The organism is Hymenobacter lapidarius, assembly GCF_001816145.1.
Lineage (GTDB): Bacteria > Bacteroidota > Bacteroidia > Cytophagales > Hymenobacteraceae > Hymenobacter > Hymenobacter lapidarius.
On record NZ_MDZB01000142.1, the window covers coordinates 1 to 21,257 of the forward strand.

Annotated in this window: 17 protein-coding genes; 8 read left to right on the top strand and 9 right to left on the bottom strand. The window is 60.2% G+C overall.

Annotation, left to right across the window (positions count from 1 at the left end):
* Window positions 1-186: 186 nt before the first annotated feature.
* The 3 genes from BEN47_RS16345 to floA all read left to right on the top strand — a co-directional run bounded on the left by BEN47_RS16345 (window position 187) and on the right by floA (window position 2,196).
* Window positions 187-612 (top strand): DUF4844 domain-containing protein, encoded by a 426-nt coding sequence (locus BEN47_RS16345; protein ID WP_070729773.1) that lies wholly within the window; start codon window positions 187-189, stop codon window positions 610-612.
* Window positions 613-704: 92 nt separating this feature from the next.
* Complete coding sequence (locus tag BEN47_RS16350) at window positions 705-1,169, top strand: NfeD family protein (RefSeq protein WP_070729775.1); 465 nt, start codon at window positions 705-707, stop codon at window positions 1,167-1,169.
* 31 nt (window positions 1,170-1,200) lie between these two features.
* A complete protein-coding gene (floA, locus tag BEN47_RS16355) occupies window positions 1,201-2,196 on the top strand; it encodes a flotillin-like protein FloA (RefSeq protein WP_070729778.1) in 996 nt (331 codons plus the stop codon).
* Between the two features lie 204 nt (window positions 2,197-2,400).
* On the opposite strand, the gene BEN47_RS16360 is transcribed toward floA, so the two are convergent.
* Entirely contained in the window at window positions 2,401-4,482 is a 2,082-nt protein-coding gene (locus BEN47_RS16360) for an OmpA family protein (RefSeq protein ID WP_083322505.1), read from the bottom strand.
* 96 nt (window positions 4,483-4,578) lie between these two features.
* On the opposite strand from BEN47_RS16360, the gene BEN47_RS21085 reads away from it, so the two are divergent.
* The gene (locus BEN47_RS21085) at window positions 4,579-4,776 is read left to right on the top strand and encodes a hypothetical protein (RefSeq protein ID WP_125921731.1); all 198 of its coding nucleotides are present in this window, start codon (window positions 4,579-4,581) and stop codon (window positions 4,774-4,776) included.
* 152 nt (window positions 4,777-4,928) lie between these two features.
* On the opposite strand, the gene BEN47_RS16365 is transcribed toward BEN47_RS21085, so the two are convergent.
* The 3 genes from BEN47_RS16365 to BEN47_RS16375 form a co-directional block, all read right to left on the bottom strand.
* Entirely contained in the window at window positions 4,929-7,742 is a 2,814-nt protein-coding gene (locus BEN47_RS16365) for a response regulator (protein WP_070729780.1), read from the bottom strand.
* Between the two features lie 301 nt (window positions 7,743-8,043).
* Entirely contained in the window at window positions 8,044-9,630 is a 1,587-nt protein-coding gene (rpoN, locus tag BEN47_RS16370) for an RNA polymerase factor sigma-54 (RefSeq protein ID WP_070729781.1), read from the bottom strand.
* A gap of 166 nt (window positions 9,631-9,796) precedes the next feature.
* A complete protein-coding gene (locus tag BEN47_RS16375) occupies window positions 9,797-10,336 on the bottom strand; it encodes a hypothetical protein (RefSeq protein ID WP_070729784.1) in 540 nt (179 codons plus the stop codon).
* Between the two features lie 206 nt (window positions 10,337-10,542).
* Here BEN47_RS16375 and asnS point away from each other — a divergent pair, with 206 nt between their 5' ends.
* Window positions 10,543-11,937: an asparagine--tRNA ligase gene (asnS, locus tag BEN47_RS16380; RefSeq protein WP_070729786.1), complete on the top strand. Its 1,395-nt coding sequence runs from the start codon at window positions 10,543-10,545 to the stop codon at window positions 11,935-11,937.
* Between the two features lie 63 nt (window positions 11,938-12,000).
* Here asnS and BEN47_RS16385 read toward each other — a convergent pair whose 3' ends face one another.
* Entirely contained in the window at window positions 12,001-12,540 is a 540-nt protein-coding gene (locus BEN47_RS16385; protein ID WP_070729788.1) for a hypothetical protein, read from the bottom strand.
* 259 nt (window positions 12,541-12,799) lie between these two features.
* On the opposite strand from BEN47_RS16385, the gene uvrA reads away from it, so the two are divergent.
* Both uvrA and BEN47_RS16395 read left to right on the top strand, forming a co-directional pair.
* On the top strand, window positions 12,800-15,853 hold the full coding sequence (uvrA, locus tag BEN47_RS16390) for an excinuclease ABC subunit UvrA (RefSeq protein ID WP_239691643.1): 3,054 nt from the start codon (window positions 12,800-12,802) through the stop codon (window positions 15,851-15,853).
* Window positions 15,854-15,994: 141 nt separating this feature from the next.
* Window positions 15,995-16,402, top strand: a complete 408-nt coding sequence (locus BEN47_RS16395; RefSeq protein WP_070729790.1) for a hypothetical protein — start codon at window positions 15,995-15,997, stop codon at window positions 16,400-16,402.
* Window positions 16,403-16,592: 190 nt separating this feature from the next.
* Here BEN47_RS16395 and BEN47_RS16400 read toward each other — a convergent pair whose 3' ends face one another.
* Window positions 16,593-17,204: a DUF4142 domain-containing protein gene (locus BEN47_RS16400; protein WP_070729793.1), complete on the bottom strand. Its 612-nt coding sequence runs from the start codon at window positions 17,202-17,204 to the stop codon at window positions 16,593-16,595.
* 175 nt (window positions 17,205-17,379) lie between these two features.
* On the opposite strand from BEN47_RS16400, the gene BEN47_RS16405 reads away from it, so the two are divergent.
* A complete protein-coding gene (locus tag BEN47_RS16405) occupies window positions 17,380-18,225 on the top strand; it encodes a hypothetical protein (protein WP_070729795.1) in 846 nt (281 codons plus the stop codon).
* Window positions 18,226-18,353: 128 nt separating this feature from the next.
* Here the strand turns inward: BEN47_RS16405 and BEN47_RS16410 are convergent, their stop codons facing one another.
* From BEN47_RS16410 to queA, 3 genes are all read right to left on the bottom strand, one after another.
* Window positions 18,354-19,139, bottom strand: coding sequence for an enoyl-CoA hydratase-related protein (locus tag BEN47_RS16410; protein WP_070729796.1), 786 nt, complete (start codon window positions 19,137-19,139; stop codon window positions 18,354-18,356).
* A 79-nt stretch (window positions 19,140-19,218) separates the two neighbouring features.
* A complete protein-coding gene (locus BEN47_RS16415; RefSeq protein WP_317039528.1) occupies window positions 19,219-19,797 on the bottom strand; it encodes an IspD/TarI family cytidylyltransferase in 579 nt (192 codons plus the stop codon).
* A gap of 229 nt (window positions 19,798-20,026) precedes the next feature.
* Window positions 20,027-21,076 carry a tRNA preQ1(34) S-adenosylmethionine ribosyltransferase-isomerase QueA gene (gene queA / locus BEN47_RS16420; RefSeq protein ID WP_070729798.1) on the bottom strand — a complete coding sequence of 350 codons (1,050 nt, stop codon included), beginning with the start codon at window positions 21,074-21,076 and terminating at the stop codon, window positions 20,027-20,029.
* Between the last annotated feature and the right edge of the window lie 181 nt (window positions 21,077-21,257).

Below are 21,257 nucleotides of genomic sequence, written 5' to 3' on the forward strand. Positions count from 1 at the left end.
CGAAACCAGCGTCGGCAACTGGCTGGCCTGGCACTGGCTGGCCTTTGTCGTCCTCTTTTTGCGAAAAATCAACCCAAAACCGACTTTCTAAACAGCTTCAATACCGCAACAGTCTGATGTCTGTTCATTATCTTTAACCAGCAAAAAATTGTATTTCCTCCCAACCACACCTTTCAACTCACTGTTATGCGTCTATTCTTACTAGGTTTTTTTACCCTGTGCGCCCTGGCCGGCCAGGCTCAAACCACTGCCCTAGCCGTTCCCGAAAAGGCAACTGCCAAACTGGAAAAGCTGCTGAAACAAACCCGGACCGCAGTGGAAGCTGGCAAGCGCGCCAGCACGCTGCCGGCTGAGACCCGGCCAGTACTCAACCAGATTCTGGTGCAGTCGACCAGGGAATTTCTGGCCATCACGGCCGGCAAGCCCACCAAAGACGCGTACCTGCAAAGCCTGGACGCCGGGCTGGCCCGCCTTGCGCCCCTGGTTCCCCATACCGATGACCGCGCCCAGGTAGCCGAGCACTACCAGGACCTGCTCGACATTGTGGGGCTGGAAAGCTCCGAGGGTCGGTTGACTGCCTTTATGGAAGGCAGCACCATGGCCGCGCGCTAGCCCACCGTTGAACTTTTATGGCAAGGCCAGGCGGATATTCCGCCTGGCCTTGCTGCGATGTATCTTTAGGGGTCACTTACTCCTCCTGCTCCATGCCCTGGCTCACTATTGCACTGCTCTTGCTGTTCGGCCTGCTCTTCATAGCGGTCGAAGTTATTTTTATTCCCGGTACCACCATCGTGGGTTTTGTCGGCTTTGCGCTGCTGGTGGTGGGCGTGTGGATGGGCTACCGCGACCTTGGGAACGAGGTGGGGCACTACGCCCTGCTGACCGTGGCCGTGCTGGCCAGCTTGATAGTGTACGTGGGGCTTCGACCGAAAAACCTGGCCAAAGTGGCCCTAAATACCGTGAACAACGCCACGGTGCGCGACGTGCGCCGGGCCGATGTGGCCTTGGGCACGGTGGGCCGCACGCTGTCGGCGCTGCGGCCGGCGGGCACGGCGCTGTTTGGCGACGAGCGCCGGGAAGTGGTAACGCGGGGCGAATTTGTAGCCTCGGGCAGCGACGTGCGCGTGCTCAGCATCGAGCAAAACCGCATAATAGTAGCGGCCGCATAAGGCGGCGTTAAATTACCTGTTACTTTACGCCATGAATTTCCCCTTTGCTCCCTTGATAATAGCAGCCGTTGTGCTGCTGGTCTTTCTGTACTTTTTCCCGATTAGCCTGTGGGTCACGGCTATCTTTTCGGGGGTGCGCGTCAGCCTGTTTCAGCTGGCCTTCATGCGGGTTCGGAAAGTGCCGCCGTCCCTCATCGTCAACTCGATGATTACGTCGACCAAAGCCGGCCTGCAGCTCACGGCCAACGATTTGGAAACCCACTTTCTGGCTGGGGGCAACGTACCCAACGTTATCAAAGCGTTGATTTCGGCCGATAAGGCCAACATTCCGCTCACCTTCAAGCAGGCCACGGCCATCGACCTGGCCGGCCGGAACGTGTTTGAAGCCGTGACTACCAGCGTAAACCCCAAGGTGATTAACACGCCCAACGTGGCGGCTGTGTCGCAGGATGGCATTCAGCTCATCGTTATTGCCCGCGTCACGGTGCGGGCCAACATTGCCCAGCTGGTGGGCGGCGCCGGCGAAGAAACCATTCTGGCGCGGGTAGGCGAGGGCATCGTGAGCACCATCGGCTCGTCGAAATCGCACAAAGAAGTACTGGAAAACCCCGATAAGATTTCCAAGCTGGTGCTCTCGAAAGGGCTGGACGCGGGCACCGCCTTCGAAATCCTGTCCATTGACATCGCCGACGTCGACATCGGAGAGAACATTGGCGCCAAGCTGCAAATCGACCAGGCCGCTGCCGACCTGCGCGTGGCCGAGGCCCGCGCCGAAGAGCGCCGCGCCATGGCCGTGGCCGTAGAGCAGGAAAACCGCGCCAAAACCCAGGACGCCAAAGCCCGCGTGGTGGAAGCCGAAGCCGAAATCCCCAAAGCCATTGCCGAAGCCTTCCGCAGCGGCAACCTGGGCGTGATGGATTACTACAAAATGCGCAACGTGCAGGCTGACACCGAAATGCGCGACTCAATCGCCAACCCCGGCGGCGGCGGTAATGTGAAGCCCGGCGGCAGCAACCTTACTCCCTGATTATAGTTTCGTGACGCCGGTTGACGCGAAAAGAGGAAGCCGGAATACAATAAAAAAAGCCCCTTGCTGCAAGCAAAGGGCTTTTTTGTTTTAACCTCACCCCCGGCCCCCTCTCCAAAAAAGAGGGGAGTATGACGCCTCTCTTCGGAAATGGCTCCCCTCTTTTTTGGAGAGGGGCCGGGGGTGAGGTTGCTGGCCTTACGGTTACTTCTTGGTGATGGTGAACTCCACGCGCCGGTTCTTGGAGCGGGTGTCTTCCTGGTCGTTGCTGGCAATGGGCTTGCTGCCGCCAAAGCCCTCGGTGGTGATGCGGCCGCCGTTGACGCCGTGGCTGCTGAGGTATTTTTTTACCTCGTTCACCCGGTCCTGGCTCAGCTTCAGGTTGAGGGCGGGGTCGCCCTGGTTGTCGGTGTGGCCCGAAATCTTAATTTCTACCGATGGATACTCTTTCATGATGCGGATGAGGCGGGCCAGCTCCGGATAGGAAGTAGTGTTGAGGTAGTACTTGCTCTGCTGGAAGAAGATGTTGTTCAGCTTCACCGTCTGGCCCACGTTGAAGGGCACCAGGAACAGGTCTTCTTTCTGCTCAGAGTACTTATCCTTGACCGTTACGTCGAGGTTGGTGTTCTCGGCAATGTAGCCTTTGGCTTCGGCGCGCATGCCGTATTGCACGCCGCTGGGCAGCACAATGGTATAGGAGCCATCCACGGGGTCGGTTTCCGTCACGCCGATTTCCTCGCCCGTCAGCAGGTTTTCGTAGTGAATAATGGCACGAATGGGCTTTTTGGTGTTCACGTCGAGCACGCGGCCGGTTACCAGCGTCACTACTTCGGGCTGGAACGCGGGAGCCAGCGAGATGCGGAAAATGTCTTTCGACCCGCCCGTGCCGTTGCGCGACGACACGAGGTAGGCATCCTGGCCCGCAGCCGAAATGGTGTAATAAGCGTCGAAATCGGGCGAGTTCACCACCGGGCCCAGGTTGCGGGGCGTGGTCCAGTTGGTCCAGGTATCGTCGAGGCGCTTGCTGTAAAAAATATCCGACTTGCCGTAGCCGCCGCGGCCTTCGCTGGCAAAGTACAGCGTCTTTTCATCAGCCGCCAGAAAGGGCGCGAAGTCTGACTTGTCGGTGTTAACGTTGGTTCCCAGGTTCTTGGGCTTGGTCCAGGTATTAGGCGAATCCGGCACGGGGAAGCTCACGAACAGGTCCTGCCCGCCCTTGCCTTCCGGGCGTTCCACGGCCATGAGCAGGGCCTTGCCGGAAGTAGCCAGGAAGAAGTCGACGTGCTCCTTGTCTAGGTTCACGAAGTCCTTGATAACCTGCGGCACGGGCGTTGTCCAGCCCATGCGGGTGCGTTTGGTGAGGCTGCAGCCCAGCGGGTCAATGGTGCCGTCGCGGTTGTAGATATTGATGAGGATAGCGCTCTGGCCATTAGCCGACACGGAGGCAATGCCGTTGGGGTCGTCGGGGGTATTCACGGGGCCGCCCAGGTTTTTGGCGGGTCCCCAGGTTTTGTTTTTACCACTGATGAGCGACGAAGCAAAAACGTCCTGCGGGTCGCGGCTGCCGCCCACGTTGAGCGGGTTGCTTTCGCGGGCAAAGTACAGCGTGCGGCCGTCGGGCGAGATGACGGGGTGCGTGTCCACGTAGCGGGTGTTCACATTCGGGCCCAGGTTCACCAGCGTCGAGTCGAACTGCGTGGACAGGACCGCATCGGGGCCTTTGGGCGCGTCAAACTCCTGCTTCACCATGGTAGCGGCCACGTCGGAAATGCCAATGGCATCAATCTGGTTCACCCCTTCCACCTTGGCCGTGTTCATGTACACTTTCACGCCCAGGGTGCGGTACTCGGCCACCGGAAAGCGGATTTCAAGTGTGCGGAAGGCTTCGGGAAGCGGGCCGGGCTTTTCGTTGGTGTACACCTCGTGGCGTCCGCCCTTGGTATCTATCAGCTCCACTTTGGTCACCGAGCCGGGGTTGAAGTTCTCAACAATCGTGACCTGCTGCGCGGCGATGGAACGAGCAAAGCGTACTTCGATAAACTCGTTGGGCCCCTCCTTGCGCGGAATCCAAGCATCGTTGCTGATTTGGCCCAGTGGCAGGGCGTTGGGCGTGCTCAGCACCTGCGAAGGAGCAAACGGGTCTTTGCCGTCGGCTTTTTGCGAAGACACAGCAACCAGCCGAGCAGCCCAGAGAACCCGCTGGGCATGAGCCGCAGGAGCTGCCAGCAGCAGGAGTATAACCACCGGCCCAATAGCCAACAGGCGGGATGCAAAAGAATTAATCATAGAACCAATAGTAGAAAACGTAAACTATCACAGGCACGAGTGAGCCTTGGCGTAAGCAGGGTAGAGGCCCAAACGGCATCACACACAGCTAACCTAATGAAAAAGTATTTCCCGACCTACTCCGGGCCGTGCCGAGCTTTTTCGTTGAGCCCCCGCAAAGTTAAAGTTTTTGAAGCCATTGCCCGCGACAAGGCAATGGGTGTTGGGGTGTTTGGGCAGCAGTCCGGTCCCTTGTTTTGTTTGGCAGCGGCACAGAACAAGGACCAAATTTTGCTGGTAACAGGGGGGGCGTAAGCCCGGCGTATGGGCTGGCAGGTACCATTACCTGGCTTCCGCTTGCGGCGCGGGCCTGGCGGACTGAGCACCTTTAGCGCAAAAAGCCCTTGCGGACGCGACCACCTCGGTAGGGCCGCGCTCGCAAGGGCTTTTTTTGTGCTTGAGGGCCGTTACGGGGCCGAAATTTCCCTTGGCAGCACGGCCAGCAGGTCTTCCAGGCCGGTCAGCAATTCGGAGGTAGCTGCTTTCCGTTCGGTTTCGTTCGAGGTCTGGGATTCTAAATGCTCAAGGAAAGGCACCAAGCCAGCCGCGCCCAGCAGACGCAATGATGGCCGCAGCTTGTGCGCTACTGCGGCGGCGTTGGTCCAGTCGGCCCCCACCAGGGCAGCGCGCAGGTCGCTGATGCTGGCCGGGGTATTGGTGTGGAAGGAGGCCAGAATCCGATTCATAAAGGCGGTCTTGCCATGGGCTGTTTGGTGCAGCAGGGCCAGGTCGTAGAGCGGCGAGGGTTCCATTGAAGTAGCTGCCGGCGCCTCGTGGCTGGCGGCTGCGGGTGGTGCGGCCGCTTCGGGAGCAGCGGCGTCAGCCGTTGCTGCTGTCTCGGGCGCGGCGGTTGCCACGCGGGGCACATCGATGCCGGCAATCAGGGATGTCAGTTTACTCAGTAACTCACTTTCGTCGAAGGGCTTGGGCAGGGTGTCGTTCATGCCCGCGGCGGCGTATTTCTCGGCATCGGCCCGGAAGGCATTGGCCGTGAGGGCCAGAATGGGCGTGGCCGCCCGGAGCGGGTCGACGTGGGCCCGAATGCGTGCGGTGGCTTCCAGGCCGTTCATGCCGGGCATTTGGATGTCCATCAGCACGGCATGGTAGCGGTACTCTTCGAACAGTTCCAGGGCTTCGAGGCCACTGGCGGCCTCGTCTACCACCACGCCGTGGCTTTCGAGCAGCAGCTGGGCTACTTCGCGGTTCACGGGGTTGTCCTCAACCAGCAGCACCCGGCAGCCGCGCACCGCCGCTTCCTGCACCGGCGTCACGGGCGCCATTGCCTGTTGGCGCGCTTCCAGGCTGGCTTTGGGCAGGGTGGTGACGAAGGAAAACGAGCTGCCCTGGCCGGGCTGGCTTTGCACCGAGAGCCGGCCGCCCATCTGGGCCACCAGCGCCTGGCTGATGCTCAGGCCCAGGCCCGTGCCGCCAAACTGCCGGGTAGTATCGGCATAGGCCTGGGTAAACTCCTGGAAGATACTTTCCAGCTTGTCCGGCGCGATGCCGATGCCCGTGTCCGTCACCCGAAACTCAGTGGTGAGGGTGTTCTCGGTTTCGCTCACAAAGTAGCCGCCCACGGCCACCGTGCCGCCCGCTGGCGTAAACTTGATGGCATTCGAGAGCAGATTGAGCAAAATCTGGTTGAGCCGGTAGGAGTCGCCCACTACCCAGGGCAAGGGGCAGGAGTCGCGCAGCAGCGTGCCCACCACCCGAATGCCTTTTTCCCGGGCCTGCACCACAAGGGGCTCAGCGGCCTGGCCCATGGAGTCGCAGAGGTTGAAAACCGACTTGTCCAGTTCCAAGTTGCCAGAAGTGATTTTGGCCATGTCCAGCACGTCGTTCACCACGCTCAGCAAGTGGCGCCCCGAGTGCTGAATGACGGCAGTATAGTTGCGCTGCTGCTCGTTGAGGTTGGTTTTGGCCAGCAGGTTGGTCATGCCCAGCACGCCGTTGAGGGGCGTGCGGATTTCGTGGCTCATGTTGGCCAGGAAGTTCTCGCGGGCAGTAGCTGCTGCTTCCGCCGCGTGCTGGGCGCGCTTGAGGGCGGTTATGTCGGTGCTCACGCCCAGCACCTGGGCGTTGCCGTCGGCCATCACCAGCGGGCAGCGCACGGTCTGGTACCAGCGCTCCTCGCCATTGGGCAACATGACGGAAATTTGAATGGTGAGCGGCTGGCCGCTTTCCAGCACTTGCTGGTCGGCCTGGACCGAGATTTTGAGCTCCTCCTTGTCAATGGCCGCCTCCATCGTCGCGGTGTTGGCCACCGTGCTGACGTGGTGGCGCAGGGCTTTCATTTCCGCGTTTTCAAATACGGTGTGCCCTTCGGCATCGCGCACCCAAATAAGGTTGGGGTTGAGGTCGAGAACTAGGTTGGTGAAGACTTGCTGGGCTTTTACTTCCGATTCGCTCTGGCGGGCGCGGTCCTCGGCCTGGCGCCGGTTGGTGATGTCGTGGCCGTAGCACATCACCTTGCGCAGCACCCCATCGGCCCCAAATACGGGCTGGTAGTAGCACTGCCAGTAGTTGGAGACTTCACCGTTGGCCCCCGGCCACTGCTCTTCCCAGCTCACTACCGCCCGGGTGCTCACCGCGCGGTCAAACAAGCGCCGCCGGCGTACCGCCAGCGCCGGGGGTAGTTTTTTGGCCTCGCAGCGCTCGGCGAAGGTGGTCCCGATGCGCGTCTGTCGTTCCGTGGGGCTGTCGTCGGCATAGGGGTTGATGTAGAGGTAGCGCTGGTCGGGGTCGAGCACTGTTGCCACGGCTGGCAAGTGGTTCAGAATGGTTTCGTAGAACTCACGCATTTCCTGCGCCTCCTGCTCGGCTTGCCACAGGGAGGTCACATCCGTGAGGTAGAGCACGGCGTAGTCGTCCTCTACCATCGGCACTGTGCAAAGATGGTAGTGTATGCCACCGGCCACTATTTGGCTATAGGTAACCTCGCCAGCCCGCAGGGCTTGGGCAACCGCCTTCACCAGCAGCGGCCGCGCGCGCGACGGTCCGGTGGTTTCCAGCTCGTGGGCCAGCACACTAGCTGCCGCGTTGGCAAAAAGCAGCTCTCCCACCATACTCACCCGTAGCACCGGGTTGGGATTGAAGAGCGGGATGCGGCTCAACACCTGCAAACGCGCTGTTTCGGCTTCGGCCTGTTCGCGGCGGGCGCGCTCAGCCAAAAGAAGTTCACGCAGCTCCGTTGGGTCGGTGGGTAGGGCGTCGGCAGTCATAGCACTACAAAGATGTTCGACAAAGAGCAGAGGATAGAGTTTTCTTCCCAAAAAGGGAGCGAAGCAAGCAAGACTTCGTTCCCCGACCGCAAAGACGCTGTTATAGAGCGGACTTCTTGGCCAGCCGCCGCCGCTCCTGGTAGGTGGAAAAGCCAAAAGCCCTCCTTCGGCCAGAAAGGGGGCTTTTAGTTGCTTTTGGCACCAAAGAATTAGTAGCCTCCGTGTGGAGCAGTCCCAAAGCGCTTCAGCGGTACTGATAAAAAACACCAACGCGGCGGAAGAACACCGCCTGAATCCGGTTTTACAGCTCCTTGCGCAGCCGGGCCACCGGAATATTGAGCTGCTCGCGGTACTTGGCCACCGTGCGGCGGGCAATGTTGTAGCCGCGGGCGTTGAGCATTTTTTCCAGCTTGTCGTCGCTCAGCGGCCGTTCCTTGCTTTCGTTGCCGATAAGGTCTTTCAGAATACTCTTCACCTCGCGGCTGCTGGCGTCCTCGCCCGAGTCGGTGGCAATGCCCTCGGAGAAGAAGTACTTGAGCGGATAAATGCCGAATTCCGTTTGGATGGATTTCGAGTTCGCCACGCGGCTCACCGTCGAAATGTCCATGCTAATCAGCTGGGCAATGTCCTTCAGAATCATGGGCCGGAGCTTGCTCTCATCGCCTTCCACAAAGAACTCGCGCTGCAGCTCCACAATGGCGTTCATGGTGCGCAGCAGCGTGTTCTGTCGCTGCCGAATGGCGTCGATAAACCACTTGGCCGAGTCCAGTTTCTGCTTCACGAAGGTCACGGCCTCCTTCATCTTCTGGTCCTTCTTGGCGGCCTTGTCGTAGGTCCGGAACATCTCGGTGTAGGCCGGGCTCACGCGCAGCTCGGGGGCGTTGCGGGCGTTCAGAGTCAGATTAAATACGCCGTTGTCGTTCGTCAGAATGAAGTCCGGCATCAGGTACTGCGTCTTGCCCAGGCCGCTGGGGCCGCTGCCGCCGGGCTTGGGGTTCAGCTTCAGAATCACGTTGATGGCCTCTTTCAGCTCGTCGTCTTCCAAATCCAGCTTCTGCTGAATGCGCGGGTAGTGCTTCTTGCTGAACTCCTCAAACGTGTCGGTCAGGATGCGCTCGGCGTTCACGGTGTTCTCGTCCTGCGGGCGGCGCTCCAGCTGCAGCAGCAGGCACTCGGGCAGGTCGCGCGCGGCAATGCCGGGCGGGTCGAAGCCCTGTACCACGCGCAACACGGCCTCAATCTCGGCCACGGTCACTTCCAGGTTCTGCGAAAAGGCTAGGTCGTTGGCGATGGCCGACAGGTCGCGCCGGATGTAGCCGTCGCCGTCAATGGAGCCAATGAGCTGCTGGCCGATGGCCTCCTGGCGCTCGTCGAGGCTGGCGAAGTGCAGCTGGTCCATGAGCGAGTCCATGAGCGAGCCGCTGGTGTCGGCCAGCGGGGTGTCGCGCTCTTCTTCCTCGCCGGGGCCGTCGCCCTGCATTTTGTAGCCGGCTATCTCGTCGTCGTTGAGGTAGTCGCTCAGGTCGAGGTCGGTGTTGTCGGGGGCAGCTTCGCTGTCGACCGGGCCTTCGTCTTTGGGCATCAGGTCGGGCTCGGGCATCTCGTCGGCCATTTCCTGGTCGCCGCCCCGGTCGTCAAAATCCTCGTCCAGCGTGTTCTCGTCGTTATCGAGGCCGGCGTCCGGGTCGTCCGAATCGTCGCTGTCCTCGTCGCGCTCCATTTCTTCGGGCTCGTCGGCTTCGTCTTCTTCCAACGCCGGGTTCACCTCCATCTCCTCTTTGATGCGGGTATCCAGCTCGGCCGTAGGAATCTGCAGCAGCTTAATAAACTGAATTTGCTGCGGGCTAAGCTTTTGAGAAAGTAGCTGTTTGAGGTCGAGGCGTTGCATAGACACGAAAATACGGAAAGCGCGGGCCGGTGGTCGTTTTTACTAAAATTTGGTCGGAAAAGTTGAGAGCGGGTTTGCCTCGTGTAAGATTGATTTTCACAATGCGACTTTCTGGCGTTGGCGAACTGGCACGGCTGAACCCTGCCGCTGTCAAGTTTTGGCAAGGCTACAACAGCACATCAAACGTCAGCGCTGGCATCAGCAGCAACTTGCGGCGCACGGCCCGCATGCTGCCCTCCGCGTAGCCAGCCTCAAAGCCATTGGCCACCAGCGTGTTGATGCCTAACCGGAAATTTGGGCTGAAGCGCAGATTTACGCCCATGCCACCGCCCAGGTTCACATCCTGCAGGTTTCCCTTATCATACCCCACGTCCCAATGGTAGAGAGAATACACGGCCCCGAGGCCGACACCCGCCTCGATTAGCTTGTTCTTCAGCGGCAGGTAGTAGGTGAGCAGTGCTACGCCACCTCCGCCGTACTCGTTTGCGCGCTGGTAATCGAACTGCTGCACGCCAGCCAACCGGGCGCCGAAATCCTTCAAAAACCGAACTTCCGCCTGTACTCCAATGGCTTTGGGGTTGCCCAGAATGCCCAGCGCAACGCGGTAGGATGGGTAAGGTGGGCTTTTCGCCGGTAAGTCCTGGGCTTGCGCCCCGAAGCTGGAAGTCAGCGCCGCTGTCAGCAAAGCGAACAGGATATTTTTCATGAGATAACGGGCGAGGAAAAATTGTAATTTGGGTAGCAAAGCTACTCGCCGTCATTCCCTTTTTTTCGTCGTCGCGGCTCCTTTCACGGTGATGATTAGGCCGGCTGGCTGGGTGGTGAGCGGCGGTAAGTGCTTAAAAACTGCTGATGAACGAGTGAAGAGTACTACACCCTACCTTTGCTGATTCACCCGCTCCCCCGCAAGTTATGTCCCTCAAACGGTCCACCGTCAAAGAACTTCTGGCCAGCCAGGAGCTCGACCGCGAAGTCCTCGTCAAAGGTTGGGTTCGCACCCGCCGCGGCAACAAATACGTGCAGTTCATTGCCGTGAACGACGGCTCCATTCTCCACAACATTCAGGTGGTGGCCGATGCCGAAAAATTCCCCGAGGAGGACCTGAAAGACGTCACCACCGGCTGCTGCGTGGCCATTCGGGGCAAGCTGGTGGCCTCGCAGGGCAAGGGCCAGACCGTGGAAATTCAGGCCGCTGAAATTACGGTGCTGGGCAAATCGGACCCCGAAGCCTACCCGCTGCAAAAGAAGGCCACCTCGCTGGAACACCTGCGCGAAATCGCCCACCTGCGCCCCCGCACCAACACGTTTGGGGCGGTGCTGCGCGTGCGCCATGCGCTGGCCTTCGCCATCCACGACTATTTTAACAGAAACGGCTTTTTCTACGTCCACACGCCCATCATTACCGGTTCCGACGCCGAGGGCGCGGGCCAGATGTTCCGCGTGACCACCCTGCCGCCCGAGCACCCGCCCCGCACCGCCGACGGCTCGGTGGACTACTCGGAGGACTTTTTCGGCAAGCAAACCAACCTCACCGTGTCGGGCCAGCTCGAAGGCGAGCTGGCGGCCATGGCGCTGGGCAGCATTTACACCTTCGGCCCTACGTTCCGGGCCGAGAACTCCAACACCGCCCGTCACTTGGCCGAGTTCTGGATGATTGAGCCCGAAGTGGCCTTCAACGAGCTCGAAGAAAACATGGACCTGGCCGAGGATTTCCTCCAAAGCCTAGTGAAGTACGCCCTGGAGCACTGCGCCGACGACCTGGCCTTCCTCAACGAGCAGTACGACAAGGAATTGCTGGGTCGCCTGCACTTCGTGGTGGATAACGCCTTCCAGCGTCTCACCTACACCGAGGCCGTGGAAATCCTGAAATCAGCCAAGCAGAAATTTGAATTCCCCGTGGACTGGGGCACCGACCTGCAGAGCGAGCACGAGCGGTACTTGGTGGAGAAACACTTCAAAAAACCCGTTATCCTCACCAATTACCCCAAGGAAATCAAGGCCTTCTACATGAAGCTGGACGAAGACGGCCGCACCGTGCGCGCCATGGACGTGCTGTTTCCGGGCATCGGCGAAATCATCGGCGGCTCGCAGCGTGAGGAGGACTACGAGAAACTCACCACCCGCATGGCCGAAATGCACGTGCCCACCGATGAGCTGGACTGGTACCTCGACACCCGCCGCTTCGGCACCGCGCCGCACGCCGGCTTCGGCCTGGGCTTCGAGCGCCTGGTGCTGTTCGTGACGGGCATGAGCAACATCCGCGACGTGATTCCCTTTCCGCGCTACCCCAAGAACGCGGCGTTTTAGCCCGATAAAAAAGGCGGCCCCACACGGGGCCGCCTTTTTTATTGCTGTTTGGTGCGGGCCGGACTAATCTTTGTCCTTCTTGCCCTTGCCTTTGTACTTGCCGTGGTCTTTGTAATCGTGTTTGCCATGGTCTTTGTACTTGCCGTGGTCGTCTTGGTCATGGCCGTTGTCGTAACGGCGGCGCACGTCGTTCCGGCCATCGGAGTAGCCCTGGCGGTACACCTTCTTAGCTTGGCCGGGGGGCAAGCCACCGTTGCTGGGGTTGCGCTTCTTGCCGTATTTGCCTTGGTATTCATCGTAGCGCGTCCAGGGCTGAGCCCCCACGTAATCGACTATTACCGGATGGAAATTGGCAGTGTTATAGCCCGAAAGGTTGCTGGTGCGAATCCAGCGGCCATCGCGCCGCACCACGTACTGGCGGGCCGGCACGTCGTAGAAGCCGTTGGTTTCGGGAATGAAGTAGTACTGCTGGCCCGAAGCCACAGCCGGGCCCCAGCTTGGTGGGCCAACGTTGATGTTGACCTGGGCGTGCGCGGCCGGGGCCACGGCCAGTGCCACTACTGCTATAAAAGCAAGGCGCAGGGCAATGAGGAGGTTTTTCATGAGAGTTTACGTTAAAAAATCAGAGGTAATGCTGCTCCCATGGCAAGGACAGTGCCAGTAAGCTGGGGGCTGATATGCGAGCATTGGAATGAGGGTTTGCGCGGCGTATTTAGTTACGTGGGCACAAACCATGGCGCATTCCTGTTGTGCACCAACGGGCCGGCCGCAATTGACCACTGCGAAGGCGCCACATTCTTTTCCCATTAGCCTTCGGGCTCCCTTTTTCGTACCTTTGCGCACTTATTCGCTGCGTTTCTGAATGGCCAAAAAATCCACTGCTACCCCGGTTGCCCAAGCCCCCAAAGCCAAAGCCGCGGCCCCAAAAGCACCCGCCAAAAAGGCCGCCACCCCGGCCGCTGAAACCGCCGCCACCGTGCGCGACCTGACCGAGCTGCCCGCTGCCGGCCCCACCACGGCCCACACGCACGGCCAGCTCAACGGCCATAGCCCCGCCTCGCAGCACCTCGAAGCCCCATTTATTGAGGTGTACGGCGCCCGCGAGCACAACCTGAAAAACGTGTCGGTGAAGATTCCGCGCAACCGGCTGGTGGTGTTCACCGGCATTTCGGGCTCGGGCAAGAGCAGCCTGGCCTTCGATACCATTTATGCCGAGGGACAGCGGCGCTACATGGAGACGTTTTCGGCGTACGCCCGCAGCTTCATGGGCGGGCTGGAGCGGCCCGACGTGGACAAGATTGAGGGCCTGTCGCCGGTTATCAGCATCGAGCAGAAGACGACTTCGCGCAACCCGCGCTCCACGGTGGGCACCATCACCGAGATTTACGACTTCCTGCGCCTGCTCTACGCCCGCACGGCCGAGGCCTTCAGCTACGCCACGGGCAAGAAGATGATTCGGCAGAGCGACGACCAGATTATCAACTACATCCTGCGCTATTTTGATGGCAAGAAGCTGGTGGTGCTGGCGCCCGTGGTGAAGGGCCGCAAGGGCCATTACCGCGAAGATTTCCAGAAGATTGCCAAGCTGGGCTTTACCAAAGTGCGGGTAGATGGCGAAATCCTCGACATCACGCCCAAGATGCAGGTGGACCGCTACAAGATTCACGACATCGAAATCGTGATTGACCGGCTGCTGGTGAAGGAAGAGGACCGGTTCCGTCTCTCGGGCTCAGTGCAGAATGCCCTGACGCACGGCAAGGGTACCATGCTGGTGCTCGACCCCGACGCGAAAGGCGAAAAAGGTAAGCCGCAGTTCTTCTCGCGCTTCCTGATGGACCCCACCACCGGCATTGCCTACGACGACCCGGCGCCCAACACCTTTAGCTTCAACTCGCCCTACGGCGCCTGCCCCACCTGCAACGGCTTGGGCGAAGTGCAGGAAATTACGGAGGACAGCGTGATGCCCGACCGCAAGCTGAGCATCAGCCGGGGCGGTATCGCGCCGCTGGGCGAGTACCGCGACATCTGGATTTTCCAGCAGCTGCAGCTCATCCTCAAAAAGCAGAAAGCCACGCTGAACACGCCGCTCGAAAAGCTGCCCGAGGACGTGCTCAAGCGCCTGCTCCACGGTATTACGGAGGACGAGGCCGACGACAGCAAATCCCAGTACACCGAGGCGTTCGAGGGCATTATCCCATTCCTGCGCCGGCAGATGGACTCCGAGTCGGACAACATTCGGGAGTGGATTGCGCAGTACGCGCAGGCCCAGACCTGCCCCGAGTGCCAGGGCTACCGCCTCAAAAAGGAAAGCCTGCACTTTAAGATGGACGGCAAGAACATCGGCGAGCTCTCGGTGATGGACCTGAACGACCTGGCCAGCTGGTTTGAAGGCCTGGAAAGCCGCCTGACGGACCGCCAGAACGTCATCGCTCGTGAGCTGCTGAAGGAAATCCGCAAGCGCATCGGCTTCCTGCTGGAGGTGGGCCTCGACTACCTGAACCTGCACCGCCCGGTGCGCACGCTCAGCGGCGGCGAAAGCCAGCGCATCCGCCTCGCCACCCAGATTGGGACCCAGCTCGTGGGCGTGCTCTACATCATGGACGAGCCCAGCATTGGCCTGCACCAGCGCGACAACGAGCGGCTCATCAAGGCCCTGCAGCACCTGCGCGACATCGGCAATTCGGTGATTGTGGTGGAGCACGACAAGGACATGATTCTGCACGCCGACCACGTGCTGGACATTGGCCCCGGCGCGGGCATTCACGGGGGCCAGATTGTGGCCTCCGGCACGCCGCAGGAGATTCTAAATTCCGGCTCGCTCACCTCGCAGTACCTCAGCGGGCAGAAGCACATCGAAATGCGCAAGAAGAAGCGCAAGGGCGAAGGCGCGGAGCTAGTGCTAAAGGGCGCGAAGGGCAATAACCTAAAAAACGTGACGCTGCGCGTGCCGCTGGGCAAGCTGGTGGCCGTAACCGGTGTATCGGGCTCGGGCAAAAGCACGCTCATCCACGATACGCTGTATCCCATTCTCAACCAGTATTTCTTCAACGCCAAGCGCGAGCCGCTGGCCTACAGCAGCATTGAAGGACTGGATTTGGTGGACAAGGTAATTGAAGTAGACCAGTCGCCCATCGGCCGCACGCCACGCTCGAATCCGGCCACCTACACGGGGGTGTTCACCGAAATCCGGCAGCTGTTTGGCGAGATGGCGGAGGCCAAAATCCGCGGCTACGGCCCTGGCCGCTTTTCCTTCAACGTGAAGGGCGGACGCTGCGAAACCTGCGAGGGCGCGGGTATTCGCACCATCGAGATGAACTTCCTGCCTGACGTGCACGTGCCCTGCGAAACCTGCAAAGGCCGCCGCTACAACCGCGAAACGCTGGAGGTACGCTTCAAGGGCAAGTCCATAACCGACATTCTCGACATGACCGTGGAGAAAGCCGTGGAGTTCTTCGAGTACCAGCCCCGTATTCTGCGTAAAATCAAGACTCTGAATGATGTAGGCCTCGGCTACCTCACGCTGGGCCAGCAGGCCACCACGCTGAGCGGCGGCGAGGCCCAGCGCGTGAAGCTCGCCACGGAGCTCAGCAAAAAGGACACCGGCAAAACTTTTTACATCCTTGATGAGCCCACCACCGGCCTGCACTTCGAGGACATCAACCACCTCGCCGACGTGCTTCAGAAGCTGGCCGACAAGGGCAACACCGTCCTCATCATCGAGCACAACCTCGACCTGATTAAAGTAGCCGACTACGTCATCGACATCGGCCCCGAAGGCGGCGCGGGTGGAGGCATGATAGTGGCCCAGGGCACCCCCGAGCAGGTAGCGAAGTCCGACAAAGGCCACACGGCGCGCTTTCTGGCCGAGGAACTGAAGGTTAGCAAGTATGCCGAGGTCAAGATGGACAAAGTCTGATACAATATTGAAGTAGCAAATAGCTGATTTTGAATCAACACCGCTGGAAACCCCGCTGCCTGGGAGTGTTCAGCGGTGTTTTTTATTGGCAGAACTGAAGAATACCAGTAGATTAGCCGCTCCCTTTTACTTTTTCTGCGAATGATTAAGTCGATACTTTTCTCTGGCCTGCTCGCCGTGGCCATTGCCACGGCCCCACCCAAAAGCACCCGCTGGACGGGCACCATCGGCAACGGCATGAAGGGCGACAAAATCAGCTTTTTGGTTTCGCCCGATGGCAAATTGCTTTCTGACTTGACGTTTGACGGCTACTGGCGGTGTAGCGGCCGGCTGGAGCGCCGGGTGACGGGCCCCCGGGACGTGTTCCCCATCGTGAAAGGCAAAGTGAGCGGCGTGGCCCTCGACCCGCCCACCGGCAGTAACTGGCGCTTCGAGTTGCGGGGCAATTTCACGGGCAAATTCGCCGCTACCGGCACGTTTCGCATGAACATTACCGGCCTGAGCTGCGACTCGAACCAGCTGCAGTGGGCCGCGGCCCCGGTTCGCTAACTTCTGCCCGCCAGCAGCTCAATAAAAGCACACAAAAGCCCACTTGCACGAAGCAAACTACTTGCCCGGGGGCTTATGCACCATCGGGGGGATGGCCTTGTGCGCAGTCGGCAATCATGCTGTCGACCATTTCTTTGACAAGCCCCGCAAACGGGTAAAATGCTGAACGGCGCAGCGCCAGCGGGCCTCTCTACGGCAGGTCCTCAATGGTATCGGCTACTTCCTCGGCGCCGGCCAGCTGCTCCTGCACCGGCGACTGGTACTTGGCCGCAAAGCCGCGAATGTCGCCATCATAGGCATCGTCCTTCATGTCGTCCATGGCGTCCTCGTCCTGCTTCTGGGCTTTTAGGAGCAACTCCATCACGCTCTTGTCAATCTGACTGCCGGCTTTGGTGCTCACCTCGTGGTAGGCAGCCTGCTCGTCGCCGCCCAGGGCGGAAGGAACCACCAGGTTTTTGGCCGCCGCCAGCGCCCGTATGGCGCTTAGCAGCTCCAAACGCTGCTGCACGAGCCGGGTCCCGTAGGCGCGCACAACGGAGGTGGTGGCCCGCGCCTGCGCCAGCTTGCCCAGCTCTACCTCCAGCAGGGCGTTGCTGGTGGTTTTCACCAGGAATTCGGCGTCAGCCTCTTGCTTGGCCGTCACGTCCTCCGCACTTATTCTGCTGTCGTTTTGGGCATTTGCCGCTTCCGTGGCATCATTGCCGCTCCCACCCGAGGAGCAGGACGCCAGCAGCGGCAAGGCCACTGCCAAAGCAAAAAGCAACTGCCGCGAAGGCAGCGTAACGAATGGGAGGTGGAGCATTGGAAAAAGGTTGGTGAGATGCCGCTGGCATATAGTTGACCGGCTATACGAGGGCCCCGGAGGCAGGTTTTTTTAAGCCGCCGATAGTTTTTTGCCGAGACCATTAAACCCGTCTGGTTCGCATGCTTCCAAGGGCCACAAACGCAGTTTACTCGTCCACTTTCATCCTTTTGCCATGCGCACCTCTTCGTTCCGTTTTTTTGCATTGGCATGCCTGGCCAGCGGCGTGCTCCTCACCACCGGCTGCCAGCGCAACGACGTGCAGCCCAACGAAGATGTCACCACGGCCGAAGACCGCAGTGAGGACAACCTGGAAACGGCCTTCAGCGCCGACATCATGACCGCGGCCCGGCCCCAGGACGGTGCCCTCAACAATTCGCCCGCCGTGGCCGGTGCGCTTGAGCTGCGCCGCATCTACGGCACCTGCGCCACCCGTACCTACGACGCCCAAACGCGCGTTCTCACCATCGACTTTGGTTCGGTGAACTGCCTGTGCCCGGATGGCCGCTACCGCCGCGGCAAAATCGTAGTGGCCTTCACCACCGACACGCCTACCCGCCGGGCCGGCGCCATCGTCACCCGCGAAAACTACTTCGTCAACGACAACCAGCACACCGCCACGCGCATCTTCACGGACCTTAGCCTCAGTTCCTTTACCGTGGAAGTGCCCAGTGCCAGCATTGTGCGGGCCAACAACGGCGGCACTCATTCCTGGACCGCCAGCTGGACGTTTACCCGTACCGCCGGCTTCAACACGGCCATCACCGCCGATGACGGGTACAGCGTGACGGGCGCGGCCAGCGGCACCAACCGCCGCGGCACCACCTACACCACTACCATCGAGTCGCCTCTCATCAAGCGCGGCGACTGCTACAAATACTACGTGGCCGGCACCGTGCGCATCACCAACGACCGCTCCAAGGCCATGCTCCTGAACTACGACCCCAGCGGCAGCCAGGCCTGCGACAACACGGCCACTGTCACCATCAATGGCCGCACCAAAACCATCACGCTCCGCTAATCACGGATTAGCACGGATTTCACGGATTTTGTAGTTGAAAGCACAGAAAAAGGCTTGCCGTTTGGTAAGCCTTTTTCTGTGCTTTCTATGTGTTGATGACTGTCCCCGAAATCCGGTAAATCCGCGGTTTACATTCCCTTAAATGTCGGCTTCCGCTTCTCACTGAAGGCTTTTACACCCTCGAAATAGTCCTCCGACTCCCCGGCAATCTGCTGGCAATGTGCTTCGTAGTCCAGCATCTCGTCGAGGGTAGCGGCGCCGGCTTTGTTCAGCATCTGCTTGAGCAGGCCGATAGACTTGGTGGGCGCGGCGGCGTACCGGGCCGCCAGGGCGTAGGTGGCCTCGTCCAGTTGGTCGGGGGCTACTACCTGGTTGACCAGCCCTAGGCGCAGGGCCTCCTCGGCCGGTACTTTGGTGCCCAGGCTGCACAGCTCAAATGCCTTGAGGGTGCCCACCAGCCTCGGCAAAAACCACGACGAGCCCGAGTCCGGCACCAGCCCGATGTTGATGAAAACCTCAATCAGCGAAGCATCGGTGCTGGCCACCAGGGCGTCGCAGGCGAGCGCCAGGGAGCAGCCTGCCCCCGCCGCCACGCCATTCAGGCGACCAATAATGGGCTTGGGCAACGCGCGCATGGCCCGGATAATGGGATTGTAGCGCTTGTGCAGAGAGTCGTAGAAAGAGCGTTTTTCAGCGCCCTGGGCGGCTTTCAAGTCCTGGCCCGAGCAGAAGGCCCGGCCCGCCCCGGTGAGCACCACGGCCCGCACGGCCGCGTCGCGCGCTACCTGCTTCAGCGCATCCTGCAGCTCATAGCTCAGCGGGTCGTTGAAGGCGTTGAACACGTCGGGACGGTTCAGGGTGATGGTGGCCACGCCGTCGGGGCGCACGTCGTAGAGCAGGCTGGTGTATTCCATTGCGTAGGGGAGTTGCACATGCTGTAGCTTGTGCAGGGCGAAAGATGAAATGCAAATAACGCACAAGCTAAAGCATGTGCTACAGGCCCAGCAGCGCTTCTGCCACCACCAAATCTTCGGGAGTGGTGATTTTCAGGTTGCGGTAGTCGCCTTCCACCAGCTGCACGCGGCACAGGTCTTCCACCACCGTCGCGTCGTCGGTGAAAGACGCGAGTTCGGGCATAGCATAAGCCCGGCGCAGCAGGTCGATTTCAAAGGTTTGCGGGGTTTGCATTAGGCGCAGGCGGCTGCGGTTCTGGGCCGCCGAGCCGTGTTGTGATACCAGCCGCACCGAGTCTTTGGGCATGACGGCGGCGGCGGCGGCGGCGTGGGTAGCGGCGGCGGCGTAGGTGCGTTCTACCACCAAGCGCGACACCAGCGGCCGCACGCCGTCGTGCACGGCCACCAGGCCTTCGGGGTGCTCTTTCAATGCGGCCAAGCCGGCTTTCACCGAGGCCCAGCGCGTGGCTCCGCCGGCCACCAGCGTGTGCGCAATGCTCACCTGATGTACCTGGCACAGCTGTTCCCAGGTATCGAGCTGGTTGGCTGGCAGCACCACAATTATTTTTTCTACCGCGAGCGCCGCCTCTGCAAAGCGGCGCAGGGTATGCAACAGCACCGGCTCGCCGCGCAGCAGCAGGAACTGCTTGGGCCGGTCGCAGCCATGCGGCTGCCGCTGCCGCCCGCCACCAGAATGGCATAGCGGTGGACGAGGGACTGGGCAGAGGAGTGAATGGATGGGCGCGGCGAAGCCATGAACAGGAACGTTGGAAGAAGTGCAAATATCCGACAAAGCAAAAGGCCCGGCTGCACATGCAGCCGGGCCTTTCGGGTGTTTAGCAGTTAAACTACAGAATCAGCATGGCATCGCCGTAGCTGAAGAACCGGTACTTCTCCTTGATGGCTTCTTTGTAGGCCTCCATCAGCAGGGGGTAGCCGGCGAAGGCAGCAGCCAGCATGATGAGCGTGCTCTCCGGCATGTGGAAGTTGGTGAGCAGCGCGTTGGCGATTTTGAAATCGTGGGGCGGGAAGATGAACCGGTCAATCCAGCCCTGGGTGGGCTTCATGCGGGCATTGGCCGACACCGAAGCCTCCATAGCGCGGACGGTGGTGGTGCCCACGGCGCACACCCGGCGCTTGGTATCCAGGGCCTTGTTCACCACTTCGCAGGCCGGCGCCGTCACCATGAAGTTCTCGGAGTCCATCTTGTGCTTGGTCAGGTCTTCCACATCCACCGTGCGGAATGTGCCCAGGCCCACGTGCAGCGTCACGAAAGCCGGCTCGATGCCTTTTATCTCCATGCGCTTCATCACCTCGCGGGTGAAGTGCAGGCCGGCCGAAGGAGCGGCCACCGCGCCAATGTTCTCGGCGTAGATGGTCTGGTACCGCTCTTTGTCGGCGGGCTCGGTTTCGCGGTTGATAACTTCCTTGGGAATGGGGGTTTCGCCCAGCTCGTAAAGCGCCTTGCGGAACTCCTCGTCGGTGCCATCAAACAGGAACTTGATGGTGCGGCCGCGCGACGTGGTGTTGTCGATTACCTCGGCCACCATGTCGGACTCACCGAAATACAGCTTGTTGCCCACCCGGATTTTGCGGGCCGGGTCCACCAGCACGTCCCAAAGGCGCAGCTCCTTGTTCAACTCGCGCAGCAAAAACACTTCAATTTTAGCGCCGGTCTTTTCCTTGTTGCCGTAGAGGCGGGCCGGAAAAACCTTGGTGTCGTTGAACGCAAACACGTCGCCCTCAACGAAATAATCCAGAATATCTTTAAAAGAGCGGTGCTCAATTTGGCCGGTGGCGCGGTGCACCACCATCAGGCGGCTTTCGTCGCGGTTGCGGGCCGGATGCAGCGCCACCAATTCTTCGGGGAGTTCGAACTTGAACTCGTGCAATTTCATCGCCATAGGGCAGTATTGGGGGGAAGATACGGAAATTTGGGGAGGCAAAAGTACGGCTTTTATTTGGTATCCTCATTTTGGACACTGCACAGCATCCGGCGGGCCGCGTAGCGAAACGCCTGTAAGCCAATTGGCCCACGGGCAAACTCACCGTGCTTGCGTCACCATTCGCCGCAACTTT

Bases quoted from the DNA above. Each gene is read 5' to 3' on its own strand.
- floA (WP_070729778.1), top strand. From the start codon at position 1,201: ATGAATTTCCCCTTTGCTCCCTTGATAATAGCAGCCGTTGTGCTGCTG.
- BEN47_RS16405 (WP_070729795.1), top strand. From the start codon at position 17,380: ATGCGCACCTCTTCGTTCCGTTTTTTTGCATTGGCATGCCTGGCCAGC.
- asnS (WP_070729786.1), top strand. From the start codon at position 10,543: ATGTCCCTCAAACGGTCCACCGTCAAAGAACTTCTGGCCAGCCAGGAG.
- BEN47_RS21085 (WP_125921731.1), top strand. From the start codon at position 4,579: ATGAAAAAGTATTTCCCGACCTACTCCGGGCCGTGCCGAGCTTTTTCG.
- BEN47_RS16360 (WP_083322505.1), bottom strand. From the start codon at position 4,482: ATGATTAATTCTTTTGCATCCCGCCTGTTGGCTATTGGGCCGGTGGTT.
- BEN47_RS16365 (WP_070729780.1), bottom strand. From the start codon at position 7,742: ATGACTGCCGACGCCCTACCCACCGACCCAACGGAGCTGCGTGAACTT.
- BEN47_RS16395 (WP_070729790.1), top strand. From the start codon at position 15,995: ATGATTAAGTCGATACTTTTCTCTGGCCTGCTCGCCGTGGCCATTGCC.
- BEN47_RS16375 (WP_070729784.1), bottom strand. From the start codon at position 10,336: ATGAAAAATATCCTGTTCGCTTTGCTGACAGCGGCGCTGACTTCCAGC.
- BEN47_RS16345 (WP_070729773.1), top strand. From the start codon at position 187: ATGCGTCTATTCTTACTAGGTTTTTTTACCCTGTGCGCCCTGGCCGGC.
- BEN47_RS16400 (WP_070729793.1), bottom strand. From the start codon at position 17,204: ATGCTCCACCTCCCATTCGTTACGCTGCCTTCGCGGCAGTTGCTTTTT.
- BEN47_RS16385 (WP_070729788.1), bottom strand. From the start codon at position 12,540: ATGAAAAACCTCCTCATTGCCCTGCGCCTTGCTTTTATAGCAGTAGTG.
- BEN47_RS16410 (WP_070729796.1), bottom strand. From the start codon at position 19,139: ATGGAATACACCAGCCTGCTCTACGACGTGCGCCCCGACGGCGTGGCC.
- rpoN (WP_070729781.1), bottom strand. From the start codon at position 9,630: ATGCAACGCCTCGACCTCAAACAGCTACTTTCTCAAAAGCTTAGCCCG.
- BEN47_RS16350 (WP_070729775.1), top strand. From the start codon at position 705: ATGCCCTGGCTCACTATTGCACTGCTCTTGCTGTTCGGCCTGCTCTTC.
- queA (WP_070729798.1), bottom strand. From the start codon at position 21,076: ATGAAATTGCACGAGTTCAAGTTCGAACTCCCCGAAGAATTGGTGGCG.
- uvrA (WP_239691643.1), top strand. From the start codon at position 12,800: ATGGCCAAAAAATCCACTGCTACCCCGGTTGCCCAAGCCCCCAAAGCC.